Genomic DNA, 22,062 nt, shown 5'->3' with positions numbered 1-22,062 from the left:
TTAGAATACCGTTTTTGTCGATTCTACGATTTGATCAAAGTTTGCTGGAGTTGGTTTAACAGCTGTTTTATCACGTAATTTACCTACACCTTGTGCTACAACTTTATCACCTTTTTTCACTCCGTCTTTTACAACTGCCATATTGTTAGCTCTTTCTACAACAGTAATTGGAGTTGCGTAAGCTGTATCTTTTGTTACTTTGTAAACATAAGTCATACCTTGTTGTTCAAATGTTGCAGCCTCTGGCACAACCAATACATCAACATAAGTTTTTGGAACACGAATACGTCCTGAGTTACCATTTGCCAAAAGCTTAGCTTCATTATTGAACGTAACACGGAAATCAATTGTACCTGTTGTTGGATTAATTTGACCAGTTACAGTTTGTATTTTACCTTTTTCAGGATAAACATCTCCATTAGCTAATACTAATTCTACTGCTGGAATTTTGTTTAATTTATCTTTTAAAGTTGTTCCTTCAGTTTTTGAAATAAAATTTAAATAATCTCTCTCATTCATTGAGAAATAAGCATATACTCTACTTGTATTTGAAACTGTAGTAATTGGAACTTGATCCGTAGGACCAACTAATGTCCCTTGACGAGAATTAATAGAACCAACCACTCCACTAATAGGTGCTCTAACAACAGAATAATCTACATTTGCTTGAGCTCCTTTGTAACTTGCTTGCGCTTGAGTAACACCAGCCTGCGCTTGAGACTTAGCAGCTACAGCTTGATTATAACTCGCTTGCGCTTTTGCTAGATTAGCTTTTGCAGTTTCTAATTGTACATTACTAATAATGTTTTTTTGTACTAAAGGAGTTAATTTGTTCACCTCTACTTGAGCTGCTTGCACTGCCGCCTGCGCTGCACTTACATTAGCCTGAGCCGCTTTTACATTAGCTTGCGCTGCACCAACACCTGATTTCAAAGCATCCGCATTCTGAGTTAAAACATTTGTCTCTAATTTGAACAAAGGTTGACCAGCTTGTACATATTGACCTTCATCAACATAAACTTCTGTAATATATCCTTGTATTTTTGCACGAACATCATTATTTACAATACCTTGAATATTTGCAGGGTATTCATCATAACTCGTTACCACTTTCGTTGGCACATCAACCACCGGATAAGGCGTTGGACCTTGTGCTTGTTGAGCAGCAGCATTGTCTTTCTTTCCACAAGAACTCAAAGCTATTGCCAAAGCACCAACCATTATAACGTTAACGTTTTTCATATTACTTTTACTTATTTTCTAGTTGAATTTTATTTATTTTTTGTATTGTTTCGTCTAATATCACTTTTGTTTGATTAAGATGTTCCAAATAGATATCAACTACTCTATTTTCAACATTTTTAGAAAGCGTATTATTCGCTAGTTTATGTTCTTTTATTCGATTTGTATAACCTATATCTTGAGAAATCATTTCAAATAAAAAATCTAATTTCTCTGTCAAATAATTAAAATTTAATCTAAAATATCTTTTTCTAGAATTAATTTTATTTATGTATTCGATGTGTTTCATCGATAGTAAGTAGTTAATAGAGTTTGATAAGGAACTTTTACTAACATTAAAAACCTCAAGAAGTTCTTCGAAAGTAAATCCCTCCTCATCTGATTCTAAAATCATGTATGCTTGCAACTTAGCCGTCAGTGGAGGAAAACCATAAGTTCTCTCCAAAAAAGCACTAAAGCTGCAAAAAAGATCCAAATTACATGCTTGATTTTTTATATTCATAATTATATAATCTACAAAACCATGCAAATATAAAATAGTTAGTTCGGTTTACACAGAAGTAACTATATTTTTTTCGATATTTAACAATTAATTAAATTAATAATTTGTTAATTCACATCATAAATCCTAACAAAAAATAGACCAAACAAATTAATAATAAGTCAATTATAGTAAATTTAATTATTATTTCACAAAATATTTCATAAGCAAACTTTTGTTTAAAAGAACTATTAAGACTTAAAATTTATAGGAGTTTTTGTTAAAAAAATATTAATTTCATCAACATCGTTTAAATAATCGAATTTTAAATCTTCATGAAATTTTTCAAAAATAGAAAAAATCAATTTCAATCTGCCATGTTGATAATTGTATAATTTTTCTGCATTATCTCCTGTTGTATAAGTTTCAAAAAGATAAGGATAACGACTAAAAGATTCTTGAATGATATATTTTCTCAATTCAAATTCTGACACTTTATCTTTCGTAATTTGAACATGATAGTTCACAATTCCACTCAATGTTTTTAACGTCAACAACAATTGACGATGACTTCTATTTATGTTAATCTGATTAATTAAGTGATGAGACTTTTCAAACTGAAAATCAATCTTTTCATAAATATTTTTTACACGATCTTGCAAATCATTTTCATTCTCTAATAATTGAAAATGCAAATGTTCTACTAAAGTTTCATCTTTATTGATAAGACGCAAAAGAAGTTTATCTTTTTCTTTTGAAGGAAGATCTAAAATGGAGATTTTCAATTCAGGAACGTCTTTCAATTTCATACTTATTTTGTTTGTTGTTAGCTTGCTTAAAATTACAAAAATATTCGAGAAAATTCATTTTACACAAAACGATTAAATCATATAAATAATGTATATTCGAAAAAATAAATCATAACCTAAATGCCAAAATCACTCAAAATCTACATCATTTCCTCTGTTGTTCTCATTCTATTTTTGTTGAGTTTAAACCTTATTGGTTTGAATTTAAAAGGAGAATATACCTATCAAATTCTTGCTTGGACTTGGATTATTCTCACCTTTTATATCATTATTAAATTTTGGAAAATTATCTATATCAAAATTTATGGATTTTTGCTTTTTGCTTTAGTTGGATTAAGCATTTTACCAATGGCAATTCCATTTGTTTCCATCCTTAGTTTTTTATTTAATATGAATACAATTCAAACCATTAAATTTAATGATGAATATAAAATAGTGGTTACGAAAAAAGTTATGGCAAAGAAACGCGCTTATATCTATAATTCTGAATCTAAACTTCTTATTTTAGAAAAATCACAAAATATTGCGAGACCAGATTATAATGATATTGTTTCTGAAACATTAAATATTAATTCTGATGATCCAAAGCGATATGAATACGAAAACGAACCTATTCAACAAGCTAAATTGGTTTCTGTAAACAAGGATAGTATTGGAATTGAATATCAAATTCTCAACAAAAAGAAAATTATTTATCATAACCTTAACGAAACTTATGGATATTAAGCGCATTTCGTGATTTATAATCCGTACTTTTGCACTCCGAAAAAAGGATTATAATTATGAAAAGCGTTGTAGAACACAGAAAATTACTTGGAGTTGATAAAAATGTAACTCTAAAAGAGTTGAAAACAATTTACAGAAATACGATGAAAGATGCGCATCCTGATAAATTTATCAACGACGAAGCAGGTAAAATAGAAGCTGAAGAAAAAAGTAAAGTTGTGATCGAAGCATACCACTTTTTAGTAAGTATTAATCCTGAAACGCACGAAAAAAACAAAGAAGAATATACGATTACAACTGCAAAATCTAACATTCATGATTTTTATATGGATGAACAAATTTTGAAAGTAGAACATTTAGATGGAAATCATTACGAGTATTTTGGTGTTCCTAAAAACACGTACATCAAAATGGTAAATTCTGACTCTCCAAGCCGTTTTGCTAGAAGACATATCTATGGAAAATTTACACATAGAAAAGCTGGTGAAGCAATGAAAGATTAATTATCTGAACAATATAAAACCAAAAACCACTTCAATTGAAGTGGTTTTTTTTATGCTTAATATTCTATTGATTAGTTTCCTAAAATATAGTTGAAAATCAATGGCGCTACGATTGTCGCATCAGATTCTATCATATATTTTGGCGTATCAACATCTAATTTACCCCATGTAATTTTCTCGTTTGGAACTGCTCCAGAATAAGATCCGTAAGATGTTGTAGAATCAGAAATTTGACAGAAATATGCCCAGAAAGGAACATCTGTCCACTCTAAATCTTGGTACATCATTGGAACAACACAAATTGGGAAATCTCCAGAGATACCACCAGCAATTTGGAAGAAACCTACACCTTTACCATCAGAATTAGCACGATACCACTCTGTTAAGTAAATCATGTATTCAATTCCAGATTTTACTGTAGACGCTTTTAAATTACCTTTGATTACGTTAGACGCAAAAATGTTTCCTGTTGTAGAGTCTTCCCAACCTGGACAAACGATAGGTAAATTTTTCTCAGCTGCAGCAACAATCCAAGAATCTTTCGGATCAATTTCGTAGTATTGCTCTAAAACTCCAGAATTTACAACTTGGTATAAGAATTCGTGTGGTAAATAACGCTCTCCTTTTTCTTCTGCTGCATGCCAAACATTCTCTAAATGCTCTTGTAAACGACGAAAAGCTTCCTCTTCTGGAATACACGTATCTGTAACACGGTTGAAGTGTGTATCTAACAATTCGCGCTCTTGCTCTGGTGTTAAATCACGGTAATTTGGAATTCTTTTATAGTGAGAATGCGCAACTAAATTCATTACGTCTTCTTCTAAATTTGCTCCTGTACAAGAAATGATGTGCACTTTATCTTGGCGAATCATTTCAGCTAATGAAATTCCTAATTCAGCAGTAGACATTGCTCCACCCAAAGAAATTAACATTTTACCACCTTCTAACAAGTGTTGCTCATATCCTTTTGCAGCGTCAACTAAAGCAGCTGCATTAAAGTGTCTATAGTTGTGTTCTATAAACTGACTGATTGGTCCTTTACTCATTTTATTTGTTTTTTATTTATTTAAAATTCAATTATTTGTACCCCAAAGTATTCAACACATCTTGATGCGTTTGTTCTTCAGAATATACTTTTGCTTCGTAATTTTCGTCAATCAAAATATATTTGGGCTGAGGAATTAAACAGTGATTAATTCCACCAAATCCACTAATATTATCTTGATATGCTCCTGTATTAAAGAAACCAATGTACAATGGTTTTGCTTGATCATATTTCGGAAGATAAATAGCATTTACATGTTGTTCTGAGTTGTAATAATCATCAGAATCACATGTTAAACCTCCTAATAATACACGCTCATACTTATCGTACCAACGGTTAATTGGCAACATTACAAATCGTTTCGAAATTGCCCAAGCATCTGGCAAAGTTGTCATAAAAGAAGAATCGATCATATCCCAATATTCCTTATCATTTTGTTTCTTTTGATAAAGAATTTTGTACACCACTCCTCCACTTTCTCCTACTGTAAACGAACCAAATTCTGTAAAAATATTTGGAACGGGAATTCCTTCTTCATCACAAATCATTTTAATTTGCAACAAGATTTCTTTCGCCATGTATTCGTAATCATATTCGAAATTCAACGAATTTTTGATTGGGAATCCACCACCAATATTCAAACTATCTAATTCTGGACAAACTTTTTTAAGGTTTACATAAACTCTCAAACATTTTGTCAACTCATTCCAATAATATGAATTGTCTTTAATTCCTGTATTGATAAAGAAATGAAGCATTTTCAATTTAATGCGTTCATTTGGCTTTACCATTGTTTGATAAAACGGTACAATATCCTTGTACCCAATTCCTAAACGAGAAGTATAAAATTCAAATTTTGGTTCTTCTTCCGATGCAATACGAATCCCAATTTCAAAATCACCTTCAATTGCTTCTGAAAACAAATCAACTTCTTCGTAATTATCAATCACTGTGATTGTTTTACGATGTCCGCTATTTACCAAACGAGCAATATTTTCTACATATTCCTCACGCTTGAAACCGTTACAAACAACATACTGATCGTCTGTAATCAAACCTTCTCCAATCAAATTTTCGACAATATTAATGTCAAATGCAGAAGATGTCTCAATGTGAATATCGTTTTTTAATGCTTCACCTAAAATGTGACGAAAGTGAGAACTTTTTGTACAATAACAATAATTGTAAGTTCCCTCATAGTTTAACTCTTCACGCGCTTTTTCGAACCAACCTTTCGCTTTCTGAATGTTTTGCGAAATTTTAGGCAAATATGTGAATTTTAATGGTGTTCCATGTTCTTCGACCAAAGCTTTTAGGTCAATTCCATTAAATTTTAAGTACTCTCCATCTAATTCAAATTCATCTTGTGGAAAGTCAAATGATTGCGTGATTAAATCTATGTATTTAGTTTTCATTATGCTTTATAAATGTTACGTGTGTTTAATAATTCTAAAAATTTTGCAAAAAAATTAGGGTATTACAGACGTATCGCATAATATACATTGCGAAGCAATAAGGGGAAAGAATAATTCTTAAATTCGTTTCTATTCATTAAAACTACTGCGTTAAAGCTCTTTCTATTCTCAACGCTTTCGAATAAAAGGTTAAAACTCATCAACTTTTTTTATTAAAAAAATTATAAAAATACTTGTCGCAAATATAAGTTTTTTAATTCTGTTAAAAAGATAAAATAATATTAAAATTTAGCTTTACAGAACTGATGTTTTATGATGTAAAACAAATATTCAACAATTATTCAAAAATTTATTTTTTCTTTAAGGTTTAGCAAGGTTAAATATTGTATTTTTGAAATCGTTTTGAACGTAAATTATGGGTAAAATTATTGCTATTGCTAACCAAAAAGGTGGTGTTGGTAAAACGACAACTTCGTTAAACCTTGCCGCTTCATTAGGTGTTTTAGAGAAAAAAGTTTTATTAATTGACGCAGATCCGCAAGCAAATGCAACATCTGGTTTGGGTTTTGATTTGGATGAAATCGAAGCTGGAACCTATGAAGTATTGGAAAATGAAGTGCTTGCGAGCAAAGCTATTTTACAATCAGAATCGCCAAACCTAGACTTGATGCCTGCTCATTTAGATTTAGTTGCTGCCGAGATTGAGATTGTAGATTACGAGAACCGCGAATACATGTTAAAAAACGCGCTATCAGAAATCAAAGATCAATATGATTATATTATTATAGATTGCGCGCCTTCACTTGGTTTAATTACTTTGAATGCGCTTACAGCTGCAGATTCTGTGATTATTCCTATTCAGTGCGAATATTTTGCATTAGAAGGTTTAGGAAAATTATTAAATACGATAAAAGGAATTCAACAACATCACAACAAAGAACTGGATATTGAAGGTTTATTGTTGACGATGTATGATTCGCGTTTACGCCTTTCTAATCAAGTATTAGACGAAGTGAACAATCATTTTCCGCAAATGGTTTTCAAAACAATTATTACTCGAAATGTACGTTTGTCAGAAGCACCAAGTTTTGGCGAAACAATTATTCAGTACGACGCAGCAAGTAAAGGTGCAGAAAATTACTTAAATTTAGCGCGTGAATTTTTAATTAACAACAACGATACAGTTTAAATAAAATGGCAAAGCCAAACAAAAATAATCGCTTAGGACGTGGATTATCTGCTCTATTAAAGGATGAACCAACTGTAAAAACAGCACAAGATGAAGGTGCAAAGAAATTGGTTGGAAACATTTTGGAAATAGATTTAGAAAAAATCACCGCGAATCCTTGGCAGCCACGAACTAATTTCGATAAAAAAGCTTTAGAGGAATTGGTTTCGTCTATTCAAACATTAGGCGTTATTCAACCGATTACGATTCGTAAAAAACCAACTGGTGAATATGAATTGATTTCTGGTGAAAGACGTTTTCGCGCTTCACAATTAGCTGGTAAAAAAACAATTCCAGCTTATGTACGTTTAGCAAATGACCAAGAAATGCTGGAAATGGCATTGGTCGAAAATATTCAGCGTCAAGATTTAGATGCGATCGAGATTGCGCTTTCTTACCAACAATTGATTGATGAAATCAAGTTAACACAAGAAGAATTAAGTAAACGTGTTGGGAAAGACAGAACGTCTATTACCAATTATTTGCGTTTATTAAAATTAGACCCAATTATCCAAACAGGAATTCGTGACGGAATGATTTCAATGGGACACGGTCGCGCTTTGATGGCTATTGATGATACTGATTTACAATTTGATATTTACGAAAAAATTGTCAAAAACAATTTATCTGTTCGTGATACAGAACGTTTAATCAAATCGATAAAAGAAGGAAAACCTGAGAAAAAAGCAACAAATGAATTACCTTCTCAGTACAAAGAAGCATTAAGTTCTATTTCAAATTCATTGAATACGAAAGTTGAAATAAAACGTGCAAATAATGGAAAAGGTAAAATAATTTTGAATTTTACTTCTGATGATGAGTTTGAACGATTAAGAAAATTTTTAAATGAAAATTAAAGCATTCTTACTTGGATTAACGATCTCTTCGACGTTTGCTTTCGGTCAAGTTAAAACGGACTCTTTAGTCGTTGTCGAAAATAATGCTATTGTAAACGATACAATGAGCGTAACTAAAGAAGCATTAATGGAGAAAAGTCCAATTAGAGCCTCTTTGTATTCGGCTATTTTACCTGGTGCTGGACAATTGTATAACAAAAAATGGTTAAAAGCACCTATTGCGCTTGGTTTAGTAGGTACAGGAACAGGTTTCACGATTTATTACAATAATTTGTACAAAAAATACCGAAAAGCTTATATTGCGGTAAGAGAAGGAACACCAAACGAATTCACAGGAATTTTATCTGCGGAGCAATTGGCAGTTATTCAAGATGATTACAAACGCAAACGCGATTATAGTGTCGCTTTAACTGCATTAGCTTATTTATTAAATATTGTAGATGCTACTGTTGATGCGCATTTATTCACAGTTCGTAATGACACAGAAATGTCATTCAAACCAACAGTCATTCAAGATGAAATGACATTAGAGCCAGTTTTAGGATTGGCATTTAACTTAAAATTTTAGAAATTACAGATGAAAATTGCATTAATAGGATACGGAAAAATGGGAAAAGCCATTGAAGAAATTTTAATTCAACGCGGACACGAAGTTGTACTTAAAATATCTCGTACTCCACTTGCGGAAGAATTAAATAATGTTGAAGTTGCAATAGAATTTTCGAGACCAGAATTCGCTTACGACAACCTTAAAGTATTACTTGAAAATAAAATCGCAACAATTTGTGGAACAACAGGATGGTTAGATAAACAAGAAGAAATTAATCATTTAGCAATCTCAAATAACACCGCTTTTTTATATGCTTCTAACTTTAGTTTGGGCGTTAATTTATTCTTCGAATTAAATTCTATTTTAGCTCGAATGATGAATAAATATCGTAACGAATACCAAATTAATCTAGAAGAAATTCATCATACACAAAAGCTTGATGCACCTTCTGGAACAGCGATTACAATTGCAGAAGGAATTATTGACAATTCAACATATAATTCTTGGTCGATGGACGAAAAAGCAAAAGACATTATTCCAGTTGAAGCAAAAAGAATCGAGGATGTTCCCGGAACACATATCGTACAATATAACTCTGATGTAGATACTATTGAGATTTCTCATACGGCGCATTCTCGCAAAGGTTTTGCCTTAGGTGCCGTGATTGCTGCGGAATGGATTTGGAATAAACAAGGTGTTTTCACAATGAAAGATGTACTTGAACTGAACTAAATTAAAATACTAAATATCAAAAACTTATGCATGTACTAATTTACTGGTTAATTGGTTTTATTATTGCCAATATAATCTTTGGAGCTGCAACTTGGAAATTATATAAAAATGCTGGAAAGCAAGCAATTCAAGCTTATATTCCTTTTCTAAATATCTGGAAAGGTTTAGAAATTATCCATCGTCCAAAATGGTGGATTATTCTATTTTATTTGCCAATTGTTGGTCCTATTTTTTGGTTAGTATTCTTTGTTGATTTAGGAGATTCTTACGGAAAAATTGAAACAAAAGACAAAGTCATTATGGTTTTGACTTTAGGTTTATACATTTTTGCGGTTAATTATTCTGATAATCCAAAATATTTAGGTCCAGAAAAACGCAAACCAACATTTGTTTCTTCCTTAATTTTTGCCCTTGTTTTAGCAACTTTGGTTCATAACTGGTTTATTCAACCAATGATTGTTCCAACAGGATCGATGGAAAATACAATCAAAATTGGTGATGCTTTATTTGTAGAAAAAGTAAGTCATGGAGCGCGTGTTCCTATGACACCAATCGGAATTCCATTCTCAGAATTTATTTACCGAGATGGTTTTATCGACAAAGCTCGCCTACCTTATATGCGTATTCCAGGTTGGAGAGATTTAAAATCGAATGATATTGTTGTCTTCAACTATCCTACAGATTCTATTTACAATGCGATCGATCGTAAAGATGCTTATGTAAAACGTTTAGTTGGTTTACCAGGAGAAACTGTACAGATTCGTAATGGAGTTTTATATGTAAACGATAAAAAATTCATTCCGAAAAAAGATGCACAAGTTCAGCATGCTTATACAGTTGTTGTAAAAACTCCTTTCAGTGATAAATTATTATACGATAATTTCGGAATCATAAGTACAGATTATAATGCTGCAAAACAAGGTGACGGAACATTTATTTATCAATTTGCAGCTTTGACTGATGCTCATGTTACAGCAATGAAATCTAATGCAAATGTAGTTTCTGTTGAACCTATTTTACAACCTGTAGGTGAAAAAACGGAACATATTGTAAATGGAAAAATTGATAGTACAAACACTATTTTTCCAGTAAACAAAAACTGGAATCCTGATCAATACGGACCTTTATACATTCCGAAAAAAGGTGATGTAGTTGATGTTAACAAAGAGACTTTAGCGCAATATATTAACATTATTCGTCGCTATGAAAACAATACATTAAGAGTTGATTCTACAAACGGTAAGTTTGATGTATTTATCAATGATCAAAAAACAAATAAATACGAAATCAAACAAAATTACTATTTTATGGTTGGTGATAACAGAAATCAATCATTAGATGCACGTTTCTTTGGTTATGTTGGAGAAGATCATATTATTGGTCGTCCAATTATGATTTGGGCAAATATGAACGGAATGTTCGAGCCTGCTGCTCCTAAGAAATTTATTTGGAATCGTTTCTTTACATCAATTAATAATGATAATCCTGACAAAACTTCTTACGGAATTTATGTTCTAATTGCCTTAATTGGTTGGATTGGATATGATATTGTAAAAGCTCGTAAAGAGAAAAAGAAGAACAAATATTAATAAAAAGAGTGATTAAAATCCTCTAAATTATAAAATTAACAACACTATAAATGTGCATTATAAGCTACTTGTAATGCACATTTCCATATAAAATAATAGAATGAAAAATACGTTTGCAGCTTTTTATTTTGGACCGATTGATTACTATGCAGAAATGGTAAAAAGCCAAACTTTGGATATCGAAGTTCAAGAAAATTTTCAAAAGCAAACTTACCGTAACCGCATGTATATTTTGGGCGCAAATGGTAAATTAATGTTGAATATTCCAATTTTACACAACGGAACACGTTTGTTCAAAGATTTGCAACCTTCTTATGAATATGATTGGCAAAAAGAACACATCAAATCGTTAAAATCAGCTTATCAAAGTTCTCCATATTTTGAATATTATGAAGATGAAATTATTCCAATTTTAGAACAAAAAGAGAAATTTCTTTTAGATTTTAATCTAAAAACAATTGATTTCATCAACAAGAAATTAAGCTTAGATTTGGATATTTCTAAAACTGAAACCTATCAAGATCTGAATCCTGAAAATGATTTCAGAAATCAATTTTCTGCTAAAAAAGCACCTCAATATAACTTACCAGAATATGCACAAGTTTTTGATGATAAATTTGAGTTTATAGAAGGTTTGAGTATCTTAGATTTACTTTTTAGCGAAGGACCAAGTGCCGCAGTATATTTAAAAAACTTAATAAAATAACAACATGAGAAAATTATTTATTGCTTTAGGATTTGCCTTTACATTAGGGTTTGCTCAAGCACAAACAACAGAGGTACCAAAAGAAAAATGGTATCATGCAGGTGTAGAACAAACAGGTGTTTATGGTGTAAATACTGATCAAGCTTTACAATTCTTAAAAGACAACAAAAGAAAAGCTAATACAATTATTGTAGGAGTTTTAGACAGTGGTGTTGAAAATTTCCACGAAGATTTGAAAGCAAATATGTGGTCAAATCCAAAAGAAATTCCAGGAAACGGAATCGATGATGACAAAAATGGTTACATTGATGACGTACATGGATGGTCTTTTTTAGGAACAGCAAAAGGAATCAATTACAATGATGATACCACTGAATTAACACGTGTTTACAAAGCTTTATCATCTAAATACGCAACTTTCGATCAAAAGAAAAATCATGAAGCTATTGTAAAAAATCCTACTGAATATGCTGAATTTCAAAAAATTGAAAAAGAATATTTAAGCGCTGTAGGAAAAGCAAAATATAACCAACAAGTTGCTCAATCTAAATTGAATGCAGTTGAAGGTGGTGTAAATAAAATGGTTCTTGAATTTGGAGATACTAAATTAACTAAAGATATTTTAAAAAATTACCAACCAACAGATTCTCAAATCTTAGAAGCTTTATGGATTTTTGGTGAATTGAAAGAAGAGCAATGGGTTGGGAAAACGATGAAAGAAGTTTCGAATACCTATTTAGGAGCTGCTCGTCGTGCTGCGAAGGGAGATGCTTTATCTTCTCACTTAAATTTAGATTTGGTTGATCGTAAAGATGTTGACAATCCAAATGATAAGAAAGAGCGTTTTTATGGAAACGGAGATTCTAACGGACCTGAGTCTTCTCACGGAACTCACGTTGCTGGAATTATCGGTGCTGTAAGAGGAAATAATATCGGTTCTGAAGGAACGACTGGAGGAAATAATGTAAAAATTATGTCGGTTCGTACAGTTCCAAATGGAGACGAACGCGATAAAGATGTTGCAAATGCAATTTACTACGCAGTTGACAATGGAGCAAAAATCTTGAATATGTCTTTCGGAAAACCTTATTCTCCTGATGCAGATTTAGTTTGGGATGCGTTCAAATATGCTTCTGATAAAGGTGTTTTAATCGTTAAAGCGGCTGGAAATAGCAACGAAGATATTGATGTTCATGTACATTATCCAACTAATTTCAGAAATGGAAATGTTGTTTCTAAATCTGTTCTTACGGTTGGTGCTTCTACTAAAGATCCAAATGCTTTAAAAGCTCGTTTCTCTAACTATGGTAAAAAATCGGTAGATGTTTTTGGACCAGGACAAGAGATTTATGCAACATATCCAGGGGTTGATCAATATCGTTTCTTAAACGGAACTTCTATGGCTTCACCTGCTGTTGCTGGTGTTGCAGCATTGGTTTGGTCACATTATCCAAAATTAACTGCAGAAGATATTCGTAATATCTTAATGGAAACAGTTAATAAAAATGAGCAATTAAAAGAGATTTCTGTTGCTGGAGGTGTTGTAGATTCTTACAAAGCTGTACAAAAAGCTGAAGAAATTTACAAACAACGTAAATTGAAATAATTTTAAATTTAACACAACATTATAAAAAGGCTTCAAATTTTGGAGCCTTTTTTGCGTTTAAACTCGAGATAATTTTAGATGTAACAATTTCGGTTGTTTCTCGACATATAGATAAATCAATTATGAAAAAATTCTTATTAAGTATATCAGTTGCCATGTTTGTTGGTGTGGCATCGTTCGCACAAGAAACGACAACTGCTCTACCATTGCCTAAAGTTGATCAAAAATATTGGCAACACGAATCTTTCGAAGAAAGTGGTGTTTATGGTGTAAATACTCAAAAAGCTTTACAATTTTTAGAATCAAAAAAACGTAAACCTTCACAGTTAATTGTTGGTGTTTTAGATTCTGGAGTTGAGATTACTCATCCAGATTTAAAAGATAATATTTGGACAAACACCAAAGAAATTGCTGGAAATGGAATTGATGATGACAAGAATGGTTATGTTGATGATATTCACGGTTGGAATTTTATTGGAGGAAAAGATGGTAAAAATGTTGATGGAGATACATTAGAGTTAACACGTCTTTTTGTAAAATACCGCGATTTATTCGAAAAAAGTAAAGATGCAGCTTCTAACAAAACAAAATTCCCAAAAGAATTTGAAGAATATCAAAAAATAAAACCTGAGTTCGAAAATAAATTAGCCGAAGCAAAACAAAATGCAGCGCAATATGTGCAGATGAATGATATTTTCTCAGTTGCATTTCCTGCTTTGATTAAAGAATGGGGCGAAAAAGAGTTGAATGAAAAAAATATGATGTCTTTTAAACCTCTTTCTAAAGAAGCACAACAAGGGATGATTATTTTTGGTATGGTTCCGAAAGAAGCTTGGGAAGGAAAATCAATGAAAGATTTCTTAACAGAAGTTGGAAATGAAATTTCAGAAGGAACAAAATATTACAAAGAACAAGTTGAAATTAACTTGAATACAGAATTAGATCCTCGTCCAATTGTTGGTGATAATTATGCTGATAAATCAGAACGCTTTTACGGAAATAATGATGTAGATGGTCCTGATTCTATGCACGGAACACACGTTTCTGGAATTATTGCAGCAAAATCTGGTAACGGAATTGGAATGGATGGAATCGCTGGAAATGGTTATGTAAAAATCATGTCAGTTCGTACAGTTCCAAATGGAGACGAACGCGATAAAGATGTTGCGAATGCCATTCGTTATGCAGCAGATAATGGAGCAAAAATCTTAAATATGTCTTTTGGAAAAGCTTATTCTCCAGATAAACAAATTGTTTGGGATGCATTTAAATATGCTGAGAAAAAAGGTCTTTTATTGATTAAAGCTGCAGGAAATGAAAACGTAAATATTGATGACGAAATTCACTTCCCTACCGTTTATGATGACAAAGGTGTAGAAGTTTCTAAAAACGTAATTACAGTTGGAGCAAATACAATGGATAATGACAATTTAAGAGCAAGTTTCTCTAATTTTGGTAAAAAGTCTGTAGATGTTTTTGCGCCAGGAAATGAAATATATTCTACTGTTCCTAATAAAGATGGGGAATACAAAAATGAAAGCGGAACTTCTATGGCTTCTCCAGTTGTAGCAGGAGTTGCGGCTTTGGTTTGGGCACATTATCCTAAATTAACTGCAACAGATATCAAACAAATATTGTTAGAATCTGTCAACAAAAATCCTGCTTTAACAGATATTTCTGTAACAGGCGGTGTTGTTGATGCGTACAAAGCTGTTCAATTAGCAGAAAAAATGTATGTTGCTAAAAAATTGAAGTAAGGAAATCTTAATATCACCATTTCTTATAGTATTTAAGTAACAAAATAAACTTGGGTTAGATTCTATTTTTTTAGAGTCTAACCTTTTTTTGTATAAGATATTTCTTATACAGATTGAATAAAAATTGTCAGTTCGATTGATTTTTAGGGAAAATTATTAGTGAATCATTTATTTAAAATCATAATTTCTCCTCGCCCATTTTTTACTTGGTTCAATCCATTCATCAAGAGCTTTATAAAGAAAACCATGTTTTAAGCCATTATTTAATTCAATTTCTTTGAAATGATTGATTTTATTGGTTGAATTTTCTTTACGTTTTATAGCTGAAACACCAAAGACATCAGACTTCTCGTAAATGGTTAAAACATTTCCAGAAAATTTTATATCAGGCATTTCTTCTAAATCACTTTCTTGAAACGAACCAATAAATACATAGTTGATTTGAGGATTATTTTTAAAAGTTGATACATATTGCGCTATGTAACCACCTTTCGAAGTTCCTACAACCGTAATATGATTAGGTTTAACACCTGTATTAATCAAACTATCAATTTGATTAACAACCTTTTTTGCATATTTTATTCCGTCTGTTTTCGGCTTTCTTTTCTCACTAATCACAATAAAACCGTCTTTCTTGAATGAATTCAAAACTTTAGAATACTCAATTTTAGTTTTATAGACTGTATCATAATCTCCATCGTTATGCGTTTCTAAATATTTATTATGGAGAAAAAAGATATAATCTTGATCCTTTACATTTTTTGATATTTTATGTTGCGAACAACTCATTAAACCAATTATGAGAATCAATAAATATTTCATTAATAATTTTTTAAATCAATCAAATATAACCAAAAAACCCTCACTAAAAAGTGAAGGTTTTTTCTATATTCTAAATTCGTAAATCTAAATTCAAACTTATACTTACCAGTTCATCAAAACAGACCCCCATGTAAATCCTGCTCCAAAAGCAGTCATCATTACTAAGTCACCTTTTTTGATTTTACCTTCTTGTTTTGCTTCACTCAATGCAATCGGAATAGATGCTGCCGTAGTATTTCCGTAACGCATAATGTTGTTATAAACTTTCTCATCTGGTAATCCCAATTGTTTTTGTACAAATTGAGAAATACGCAAATTCGCCTGATGCGGAATAAATAAATCTAAATCTTCTGGCTTTTTATTCGCAGCCGATAAAGCTTCGATAATTGATTCTGGAAAACGAGTTACCGCATGCTTGAAAACATAGTTTCCATTCATATATGGATAAATCTCTTTTTTAGTTAACGTATTACCTTCTTTCAATAATTCATCCGACCAACCTGTTTTTGTTCCTGGGAAAGTAACTGCTAACTCTTCGGCAAATTCTCCTTCTGAATGTAAATTAGTCGATAAAATTCCACGTCCTTCTTCTTCCGATGCAGAAACAATTACTGCTCCTGCTCCATCTCCAAAAATTACTGAAACGCCACGACCTTCATCCGACATATCCAATCCGAATGAGTGCACTTCTGCTCCAATCACCAAAATATTTTTGTAAACTCCTGCTTTTATAAAAGCATCAGCCGTTGATAACGCATATACAAAGCCAGAACACTGGTTACGAATATCCATTGCCCCAATTGTACGACAACCTAACTCTTTTTGCACCAATACACCATTTCCAGGAAAATAATAATCGGGAGATAAAGTCGCAAATAATATAAAATCAATATCTTGAGCAGTGATTCCTGCATCTTCTAACGCATTTTTAGCCGCAATAACTCCCAAATCTGTAGACGAAATCTTAGAACCTGGCTCGATATGTCTTCTTTCGACAATCCCTGTACGTTCCTGAATCCATTCGTCATTGGTATCCATCACTTCAGCTAAATCAAAGTTTGTAACAACTCTTTCGGGAACATAATGCCCAACACCTGTAATAATAGAGTGTATCATGTGATTATGGTTTACTTTTCAATTGAAGCAAAGATATTAAATGATAAGCATTCTTTAAAACAAATGCGTCTTTTTGACAATAAATTATTTAGAAAATCTTGTTTTTAATATTCCGTTCATAATGATAGAAAGTACCATTACCCCTGTAGCAATATAAAATATAGGATTCATATGTTCTGAATCTCCAAAAATAAGACTTGCCAAAATGATGCCATAAACTGGTTCTAAATTTACGTTCAACATCAACGTAAAAGCACTAACATGTTTCAGCAAATCAACTGATTCTATTTGTGCAAAAGCTGTAAAAATGACACCAAGCAAAGTCAACCATCCTAAGTTTGACCAACTTATATTTACAACTTCAGAAATAGCTTCTGGCTGAAAAAGAATCATTACCATCGAAAGTGTGATAACTCCACCAATCATTTCGTATAAAGTAACTTTAGTTGGTTTGATTGACTTTGGTAATCTCGAATTAAGCACTGCAAACAATGCCGATAGAAAACTACACAAAATACCAATGATAATTCCCAATTTATAATCTTCTGGTGATGCATTAAAAATAACAGCTACACAAGTGGAAACGATTATAGCAAGAATTATTTCGAGCAGATTAATTTTTCGTTTAAAAAAAATAGGTTCTAAAATCGCACTAAAAAGTGCGCCCATCGACAACGTACTCAACGCAATTGAGATATTAGAAAGTTTAATCGACAAATAAAATGTAAACCAATGTATTCCTACAATTCCACCGATAGCAAGTAATCTCAACAATTCGTTTCTAGTTACTTTGAAATCCATTTTTCTGAATTTCATATATATAAAAACAGCAATAGCCCCAATAAGAACACGATACCAAACCATTGGCAACGCACTCATTGTAACTAATTTTCCGAAAACTCCTGTAAATCCCCAAAGAAGTACGAGAAACTGCAACCGAAGTTGAACTTTTGAAATCATTCTAAGTCTTTTTCGCAAAAGTAAAGTTTAATTCTATATTGTTAAAACGATTTGATTGATTTAATCTTTAATCTGTAAATAATTTTGTAAAAGTTTTAATGTTAAATTAACATCAAATAATTATTACTCAAACTTTAATTCTTATTCTTCGTTGTATTTTCGAAACTTCAAAATTAATCGATGGATTTTAGTATTTTTTTACAACCAGATGCATTAGTTGCATTATTTACATTAACAATGTTAGAAATCGTTTTAGGAATTGATAATATTGTTTTTATTTCTATTTTGTCAGGAAAATTGCCTGCACATCAACAAAAGAAAGCACAACAGCTTGGTTTATTTTTAGCCATGTTTACACGTGTGATCCTTTTATTCTCATTAAGTTGGGTCATGAGTCTTACCACTCCTCTATTCAATATTGGCGAATGGATTGGCATTACTTCAACCGAATGGTTAGAAAAATTAGCAATCTCTGGTCGAGATTTGATTTTATTAATCGGAGGATTATTCTTGATTTATAAATCGACTGTAGAAATTCACCACAAAATAGAAGGTGTTGAAGAAACTGGAGGAAAAGTGAAAGTCCATTCTTTTGCAGGAACTATCGTACAAATCTTAATTTTAGATATTGTTTTCTCATTAGATTCTGTAATTACAGCAGTTGGTATGGCAGAACATATTGAAGTTATGATTGCGGCTGTAATTATTGCTGTTGCAGTTATGATGCTTTCAGCAAGTGCGGTTTCTAAATTTGTGAACGATCATCCAACGGTTAAAATGTTGGCTTTATCATTCTTATTATTAATCGGCGTTTCGTTATTAGCAGAAGGGTTTGATCAACACATTTCGAAAGGATACATTTATTTTGCCATGGGCTTCTCTGTTTTAGTCGAATTCTTGAATTTGAAAATGAAGAAAAAACATTCGAATCCAGGAATTGTTCGAAATATGGTTGGTGATGCAGAAGAACAAAACAAAAATATATAATACAAAAAAGAGTTTTTTTCAAAACTCTTTTTTTATTTATTCTCTAAAATAGTTTCGTTTTCAGCTTCAACTTTCTTTTCATATTTTTTTCGGATATATTCTGCAGCCAATGTTACGGCTACTCCACCAATTATTCCATATATTGAACGTTTTCCTAAAAATTTAGCTACCGTTACTCCCGTTGTAGCGGCTGTTGTTAATAAACCTATTTTAGTTCCTTTCTCCGTTTGATTTTTTGTTAATGCATCTAAAATTTTCATAGCTTTTTATGTTTAGTCTTAGAAATACTTACAATTATCAAACCATTTTTATTTAATAAAATTTTCTACCAATTCTTTTGGACGACCTACTACTCCACTTTTTTCATCTGTCACTATTGGACGTTGAATCAATTTTGGATATTCAACCAAAGCATTCAAAACTTCATCATCAGAAAGTTCTTTTCCTTTAAAATTTATTTTCCAATCTTCTTCATTTGTCCTTACTATATCAATTGGTTTTAGATTTAGTCTTGTTAAAATAGTTCTCAATTCATCTTTCGTCAAAGGCTCTTTCAAATATTCTCTTATTTCAAAATCTTTTCCAGACTCTTCCAAAACCTTTACTGCATCTCTACTTTTTCCGCAACGCGAATTATGTAATATTGTGTACATAAATACTCTTTTAGAAATTAAATATAGTTCAAAAAAAAGAATCCTTATATAAGGATTCTTTTTTTATTTTATTTTTACATTGACAGCCATAAGACCTTTTTTTCCTTTTTCAATATCAAAAGTAACTTGATCATTTTCATTTACTTTGTCAATTAATCCAGAAACATGTACAAAAACATCTTCACCTCCGTTTGCGTTAGAGATAAAACCAAAACCTTTTGATTCATTGAAGAATTTTACTGTTCCTTCTTGCATAGTTGTATATTTAATTAATTTATTTTTTTGATATTTGAATTGCTCTGAATCCTTTTTCAGACATTTCTTTTTTGAACTGTACTTGATCTCCTACTTTAAGTAATTCTTTTGATTCTTTGAAATGGAAGAAGATTTTATCGTTAGAAGCTGGTACTTTAATAAAACCAAAACCTTTTGAATCGTTGTAGATATCAACCATACCTTCTATAAAAACATCTCTGTTATCAGATTCAAATCTTTTATTATTCAGCAAATCGGCTTCTTTGTCTTGTAAATGAGGTGGTACATCTGTAAAATTACCAAGTACATCAACATAGACAATCATATCTTCTAATGATTTTCCTTTGTTGTTATTCTCTTTTCTATTCTCTCTTTTGTTTAATTTTTCTAATTTTTTTAAAGCTTTCTTTTTGCTATTTTCTTTTTTAGATGTAGAATCTGCCATAAATGTTTGTATAGATTTTTTGTTTTTAATACTGATAAAACCTAAGAAAACATGAATTAATTATCCGACAACATTTATATTATAATGTAGTAAAACTTACAAGTATACGTTTTAGAAAACAGAAGTTAAAATTATATTGACTAGGTCAATTAGTGAATTAAAAAAAGTAAAATAAAGAATACAATTGTAAACTATTAAGACAAAATATCTTCTTAAGTACGTTGCAAAGGTAATAAGTTTTAATGAATTAAATGGTATTAATTTCTAGAGAATTCTATATGATAAAAAGTTCTAATCTAATTGTGATTAGAACTTATCATGATTGATATCGTTAAAATTGGTAAATAAACGTGTTTATATTCATGCCTGCGCCAACAGATGCAAATAATACCACATCGCCTTCATTTATCTGGTGATTTTCTAAATCATTATCCATAATCATTTTCAAAAGAATTGGAATTGTTGCCACACTACTATTGCCAAGTTTATGAATATTCATTGGCATAATATTTTTTGGCACATCTTGATCATATAAACTATAAAAGCGTTTTACGATTGCTTCGTCCATTTTTTCGTTGGCTTGATGAATCACTATTTTACTAATATCGTGAATGTTATATGAGCTATCATCAACACATTTTTTCATTGCTAAAGGTACTTTGGATAAAGCAAACTCATAGATTTTTCTACCATACATTTTGATGTATTTGGTATTCGGACATTTTTCTTAATTATACGATTTTCCAAAAAACAGATAATCTTTTTCTTCGTTTGCATAAGAGGCAGATAAATGGGCTTGTATTCCTTTATTGTTTGTAGAAGCTTCTAATATTGCTGCACCAGCGCCATCTGCATATATCATTGTATCTCGGTCGTGTTCATCTACTACTCTCGAAAGTGTTTCAGCACCAATTACCAAACATCTTTTTGCTAATCCAGCTTTTATAAATGCATTAGCTTGTATAACACCTTCTACCCAGCCAGGACAACCAAAAATAACATCGTAAGCAACACAATAAGGATTCTGAATTTTCAATAAATTTTTTACTCTTGCAGCAAGACTTGGCACCATATCAGACTGAATCGTATCGTGTTTTACATCTCCAAAATTATGAGCGAATATAATATAATCAATAGTTTCTGCATCGATATTTGCATTTGTGATGGCTGAAGCCGCTGCCATATAACCTAAGTCTGATGTTACTTGATCTTTTCTAGCATATCGACGCTCTTCTATTCCTGTTATTTGTTTTAATTTATGGGAAATAGTAGTATTATTTTGATCTAAAATTTCTCCTTGTTCATTAAAAAATTGATGTTCTTCAAAAAAATGATTTGATATTTTTTCAGTTGGAATATATTTTCCTATTCCTATAAAGTGATTTGTCATATATATTTTAGATAACAGAGTTAGAATCTGCTATCGGATACAATCTCGGGATAACTTTAAGAACTATTGCTATAAAGTTACATTTTTAACTTAAACTTTATATTTATACCAAAATTATATCTTATAAAATATTAAATTAATAAATTTCATGATGATAATTTTTCAATGTCTCTTAGATATATATATAA

The 22,062-nt window shown here is 31.2% G+C and carries 23 protein-coding genes and 1 pseudogene; 11 read left to right on the top strand and 13 right to left on the bottom strand.

Features of this window, described 5'->3' with window-relative positions; translation table 11 throughout:
• The 3 genes from N5E64_RS03765 to N5E64_RS03755 all read right to left on the bottom strand — a co-directional run bounded on the left by N5E64_RS03765 (position 1) and on the right by N5E64_RS03755 (position 2,532).
• Complete coding sequence (locus N5E64_RS03765) at positions 1–1,242, bottom strand: efflux RND transporter periplasmic adaptor subunit (protein WP_280035797.1); 1,242 nt, start codon at positions 1,240–1,242, stop codon at positions 1–3.
• Between the two features lie 7 nt (positions 1,243–1,249).
• Positions 1,250–1,744, bottom strand: a complete 495-nt coding sequence (locus N5E64_RS03760) for a hypothetical protein (protein WP_280035796.1) — start codon at positions 1,742–1,744, stop codon at positions 1,250–1,252.
• Positions 1,745–1,974: 230 nt separating this feature from the next.
• Positions 1,975–2,532 carry a hypothetical protein gene (locus N5E64_RS03755; protein WP_280035794.1) on the bottom strand — a complete coding sequence of 186 codons (558 nt, stop codon included), beginning with the start codon at positions 2,530–2,532 and terminating at the stop codon, positions 1,975–1,977.
• A gap of 120 nt (positions 2,533–2,652) precedes the next feature.
• Here N5E64_RS03755 and N5E64_RS03750 point away from each other — a divergent pair, with 120 nt between their 5' ends.
• Together N5E64_RS03750 and N5E64_RS03745 are read left to right on the top strand one after the other, a co-directional pair.
• A complete protein-coding gene (locus N5E64_RS03750) occupies positions 2,653–3,258 on the top strand; it encodes a hypothetical protein (protein ID WP_280035793.1) in 606 nt (201 codons plus the stop codon).
• 56 nt (positions 3,259–3,314) lie between these two features.
• Positions 3,315–3,761, top strand: coding sequence for a KTSC domain-containing protein (locus N5E64_RS03745; RefSeq protein WP_038330588.1), 447 nt, complete (start codon positions 3,315–3,317; stop codon positions 3,759–3,761).
• A 71-nt stretch (positions 3,762–3,832) separates the two neighbouring features.
• Here N5E64_RS03745 and N5E64_RS03740 read toward each other — a convergent pair whose 3' ends face one another.
• Together N5E64_RS03740 and N5E64_RS03735 are read right to left on the bottom strand one after the other, a co-directional pair.
• Positions 3,833–4,807, bottom strand: a complete 975-nt coding sequence (locus N5E64_RS03740) for a deoxyhypusine synthase family protein (protein ID WP_219033979.1) — start codon at positions 4,805–4,807, stop codon at positions 3,833–3,835.
• Positions 4,808–4,838: 31 nt separating this feature from the next.
• Entirely contained in the window at positions 4,839–6,221 is a 1,383-nt protein-coding gene (locus N5E64_RS03735; RefSeq protein ID WP_180904450.1) for an arginine decarboxylase, read from the bottom strand.
• 415 nt (positions 6,222–6,636) lie between these two features.
• On the opposite strand from N5E64_RS03735, the gene N5E64_RS03730 reads away from it, so the two are divergent.
• The 8 genes from N5E64_RS03730 to N5E64_RS03695 all read left to right on the top strand — a co-directional run bounded on the left by N5E64_RS03730 (position 6,637) and on the right by N5E64_RS03695 (position 15,246).
• Complete coding sequence (locus tag N5E64_RS03730; RefSeq protein WP_038330582.1) at positions 6,637–7,410, top strand: ParA family protein; 774 nt, start codon at positions 6,637–6,639, stop codon at positions 7,408–7,410.
• A 5-nt stretch (positions 7,411–7,415) separates the two neighbouring features.
• Complete coding sequence (locus tag N5E64_RS03725) at positions 7,416–8,306, top strand: ParB/RepB/Spo0J family partition protein (RefSeq protein WP_038330580.1); 891 nt, start codon at positions 7,416–7,418, stop codon at positions 8,304–8,306.
• A complete protein-coding gene (locus N5E64_RS03720; protein WP_115000384.1) occupies positions 8,296–8,874 on the top strand; it encodes a DUF5683 domain-containing protein in 579 nt (192 codons plus the stop codon). Before N5E64_RS03725 ends, N5E64_RS03720 begins: the two co-directional genes overlap by 11 nt.
• Positions 8,875–8,883: 9 nt before the next feature.
• Complete coding sequence (gene dapB / locus N5E64_RS03715) at positions 8,884–9,588, top strand: 4-hydroxy-tetrahydrodipicolinate reductase (RefSeq protein WP_115000386.1); 705 nt, start codon at positions 8,884–8,886, stop codon at positions 9,586–9,588.
• Between the two features lie 26 nt (positions 9,589–9,614).
• Positions 9,615–11,177 (top strand): signal peptidase I, encoded by a 1,563-nt coding sequence (gene lepB, locus N5E64_RS03710; RefSeq protein ID WP_038330574.1) that lies wholly within the window; start codon positions 9,615–9,617, stop codon positions 11,175–11,177.
• 100 nt (positions 11,178–11,277) lie between these two features.
• The gene (locus N5E64_RS03705) at positions 11,278–11,883 is read left to right on the top strand and encodes a WbqC family protein (protein ID WP_038330572.1); all 606 of its coding nucleotides are present in this window, start codon (positions 11,278–11,280) and stop codon (positions 11,881–11,883) included.
• 4 nt (positions 11,884–11,887) lie between these two features.
• The gene (locus tag N5E64_RS03700; protein ID WP_038330569.1) at positions 11,888–13,489 is read left to right on the top strand and encodes a S8 family serine peptidase; all 1,602 of its coding nucleotides are present in this window, start codon (positions 11,888–11,890) and stop codon (positions 13,487–13,489) included.
• A gap of 122 nt (positions 13,490–13,611) precedes the next feature.
• Positions 13,612–15,246, top strand: coding sequence for a S8 family peptidase (locus tag N5E64_RS03695; protein ID WP_125350058.1), 1,635 nt, complete (start codon positions 13,612–13,614; stop codon positions 15,244–15,246).
• Positions 15,247–15,414: 168 nt separating this feature from the next.
• Here the strand turns inward: N5E64_RS03695 and N5E64_RS03690 are convergent, their stop codons facing one another.
• From N5E64_RS03690 to N5E64_RS03680, 3 genes are all read right to left on the bottom strand, one after another.
• Positions 15,415–16,068 (bottom strand): alpha/beta hydrolase, encoded by a 654-nt coding sequence (locus N5E64_RS03690; protein ID WP_125350057.1) that lies wholly within the window; start codon positions 16,066–16,068, stop codon positions 15,415–15,417.
• 102 nt (positions 16,069–16,170) lie between these two features.
• On the bottom strand, positions 16,171–17,184 hold the full coding sequence (locus N5E64_RS03685; RefSeq protein WP_038331461.1) for a beta-ketoacyl-ACP synthase III: 1,014 nt from the start codon (positions 17,182–17,184) through the stop codon (positions 16,171–16,173).
• 84 nt (positions 17,185–17,268) lie between these two features.
• Positions 17,269–18,144, bottom strand: a complete 876-nt coding sequence (locus N5E64_RS03680; protein ID WP_280035784.1) for a DMT family transporter — start codon at positions 18,142–18,144, stop codon at positions 17,269–17,271.
• 180 nt (positions 18,145–18,324) lie between these two features.
• On the opposite strand from N5E64_RS03680, the gene N5E64_RS03675 reads away from it, so the two are divergent.
• On the top strand, positions 18,325–19,131 hold the full coding sequence (locus tag N5E64_RS03675; RefSeq protein WP_125350055.1) for a TerC family protein: 807 nt from the start codon (positions 18,325–18,327) through the stop codon (positions 19,129–19,131).
• A gap of 32 nt (positions 19,132–19,163) precedes the next feature.
• Here the strand turns inward: N5E64_RS03675 and N5E64_RS03670 are convergent, their stop codons facing one another.
• The 5 genes and pseudogenes from N5E64_RS03670 to N5E64_RS03650 all read right to left on the bottom strand — a co-directional run bounded on the left by N5E64_RS03670 (position 19,164) and on the right by N5E64_RS03650 (position 21,874).
• Positions 19,164–19,391, bottom strand: a complete 228-nt coding sequence (locus tag N5E64_RS03670) for a hypothetical protein (RefSeq protein WP_125350054.1) — start codon at positions 19,389–19,391, stop codon at positions 19,164–19,166.
• A gap of 48 nt (positions 19,392–19,439) precedes the next feature.
• Complete coding sequence (locus N5E64_RS03665; protein ID WP_125350053.1) at positions 19,440–19,784, bottom strand: arsenate reductase family protein; 345 nt, start codon at positions 19,782–19,784, stop codon at positions 19,440–19,442.
• 63 nt (positions 19,785–19,847) lie between these two features.
• Positions 19,848–20,039, bottom strand: coding sequence for a cold-shock protein (locus N5E64_RS03660; RefSeq protein ID WP_125350434.1), 192 nt, complete (start codon positions 20,037–20,039; stop codon positions 19,848–19,850).
• 19 nt (positions 20,040–20,058) lie between these two features.
• Positions 20,059–20,484: a cold shock domain-containing protein gene (locus tag N5E64_RS03655; RefSeq protein WP_038335861.1), complete on the bottom strand. Its 426-nt coding sequence runs from the start codon at positions 20,482–20,484 to the stop codon at positions 20,059–20,061.
• 331 nt (positions 20,485–20,815) lie between these two features.
• Positions 20,816–21,874, bottom strand: a pseudogene (locus tag N5E64_RS03650) (3-oxoacyl-ACP synthase III family protein).
• Positions 21,875–22,062 lie beyond the last annotated feature (188 nt).

This window comes from Empedobacter sp. GD03739 (assembly GCF_029843245.1).
GTDB lineage: Bacteria > Bacteroidota > Bacteroidia > Flavobacteriales > Weeksellaceae > Empedobacter > Empedobacter falsenii_B.
Note: the sequence above shows the minus strand (reverse complement) of the source record. Positions and strands in the feature narration are given on the sequence as shown.

What these genes read in the sequence shown, in the direction of transcription:
- N5E64_RS03660 (WP_125350434.1), bottom strand. Translation starts at nt 20,039, where the DNA reads ATGCAAGAAGGAACAGTAAAATTCTTCAATGAATCAAAAGGTTTTGGT.
- N5E64_RS03675 (WP_125350055.1), top strand. Translation starts at nt 18,325, where the DNA reads ATGGATTTTAGTATTTTTTTACAACCAGATGCATTAGTTGCATTATTT.
- N5E64_RS03760 (WP_280035796.1), bottom strand. Translation starts at nt 1,744, where the DNA reads ATGAATATAAAAAATCAAGCATGTAATTTGGATCTTTTTTGCAGCTTT.
- N5E64_RS03655 (WP_038335861.1), bottom strand. Translation starts at nt 20,484, where the DNA reads ATGGCAGATTCTACATCTAAAAAAGAAAATAGCAAAAAGAAAGCTTTA.
- N5E64_RS03740 (WP_219033979.1), bottom strand. Translation starts at nt 4,807, where the DNA reads ATGAGTAAAGGACCAATCAGTCAGTTTATAGAACACAACTATAGACAC.
- N5E64_RS03765 (WP_280035797.1), bottom strand. Translation starts at nt 1,242, where the DNA reads ATGAAAAACGTTAACGTTATAATGGTTGGTGCTTTGGCAATAGCTTTG.
- N5E64_RS03690 (WP_125350057.1), bottom strand. Translation starts at nt 16,068, where the DNA reads ATGAAATATTTATTGATTCTCATAATTGGTTTAATGAGTTGTTCGCAA.
- N5E64_RS03665 (WP_125350053.1), bottom strand. Translation starts at nt 19,784, where the DNA reads ATGTACACAATATTACATAATTCGCGTTGCGGAAAAAGTAGAGATGCA.
- N5E64_RS03750 (WP_280035793.1), top strand. Translation starts at nt 2,653, where the DNA reads ATGCCAAAATCACTCAAAATCTACATCATTTCCTCTGTTGTTCTCATT.
- N5E64_RS03700 (WP_038330569.1), top strand. Translation starts at nt 11,888, where the DNA reads ATGAGAAAATTATTTATTGCTTTAGGATTTGCCTTTACATTAGGGTTT.
- N5E64_RS03745 (WP_038330588.1), top strand. Translation starts at nt 3,315, where the DNA reads ATGAAAAGCGTTGTAGAACACAGAAAATTACTTGGAGTTGATAAAAAT.
- N5E64_RS03725 (WP_038330580.1), top strand. Translation starts at nt 7,416, where the DNA reads ATGGCAAAGCCAAACAAAAATAATCGCTTAGGACGTGGATTATCTGCT.
- N5E64_RS03685 (WP_038331461.1), bottom strand. Translation starts at nt 17,184, where the DNA reads ATGATACACTCTATTATTACAGGTGTTGGGCATTATGTTCCCGAAAGA.
- N5E64_RS03735 (WP_180904450.1), bottom strand. Translation starts at nt 6,221, where the DNA reads ATGAAAACTAAATACATAGATTTAATCACGCAATCATTTGACTTTCCA.
- N5E64_RS03695 (WP_125350058.1), top strand. Translation starts at nt 13,612, where the DNA reads ATGAAAAAATTCTTATTAAGTATATCAGTTGCCATGTTTGTTGGTGTG.
- N5E64_RS03730 (WP_038330582.1), top strand. Translation starts at nt 6,637, where the DNA reads ATGGGTAAAATTATTGCTATTGCTAACCAAAAAGGTGGTGTTGGTAAA.
- lepB (WP_038330574.1), top strand. Translation starts at nt 9,615, where the DNA reads ATGCATGTACTAATTTACTGGTTAATTGGTTTTATTATTGCCAATATA.
- N5E64_RS03705 (WP_038330572.1), top strand. Translation starts at nt 11,278, where the DNA reads ATGAAAAATACGTTTGCAGCTTTTTATTTTGGACCGATTGATTACTAT.
- N5E64_RS03680 (WP_280035784.1), bottom strand. Translation starts at nt 18,144, where the DNA reads ATGATTTCAAAAGTTCAACTTCGGTTGCAGTTTCTCGTACTTCTTTGG.
- N5E64_RS03755 (WP_280035794.1), bottom strand. Translation starts at nt 2,532, where the DNA reads ATGAAATTGAAAGACGTTCCTGAATTGAAAATCTCCATTTTAGATCTT.
- dapB (WP_115000386.1), top strand. Translation starts at nt 8,884, where the DNA reads ATGAAAATTGCATTAATAGGATACGGAAAAATGGGAAAAGCCATTGAA.
- N5E64_RS03720 (WP_115000384.1), top strand. Translation starts at nt 8,296, where the DNA reads ATGAAAATTAAAGCATTCTTACTTGGATTAACGATCTCTTCGACGTTT.
- N5E64_RS03670 (WP_125350054.1), bottom strand. Translation starts at nt 19,391, where the DNA reads ATGAAAATTTTAGATGCATTAACAAAAAATCAAACGGAGAAAGGAACT.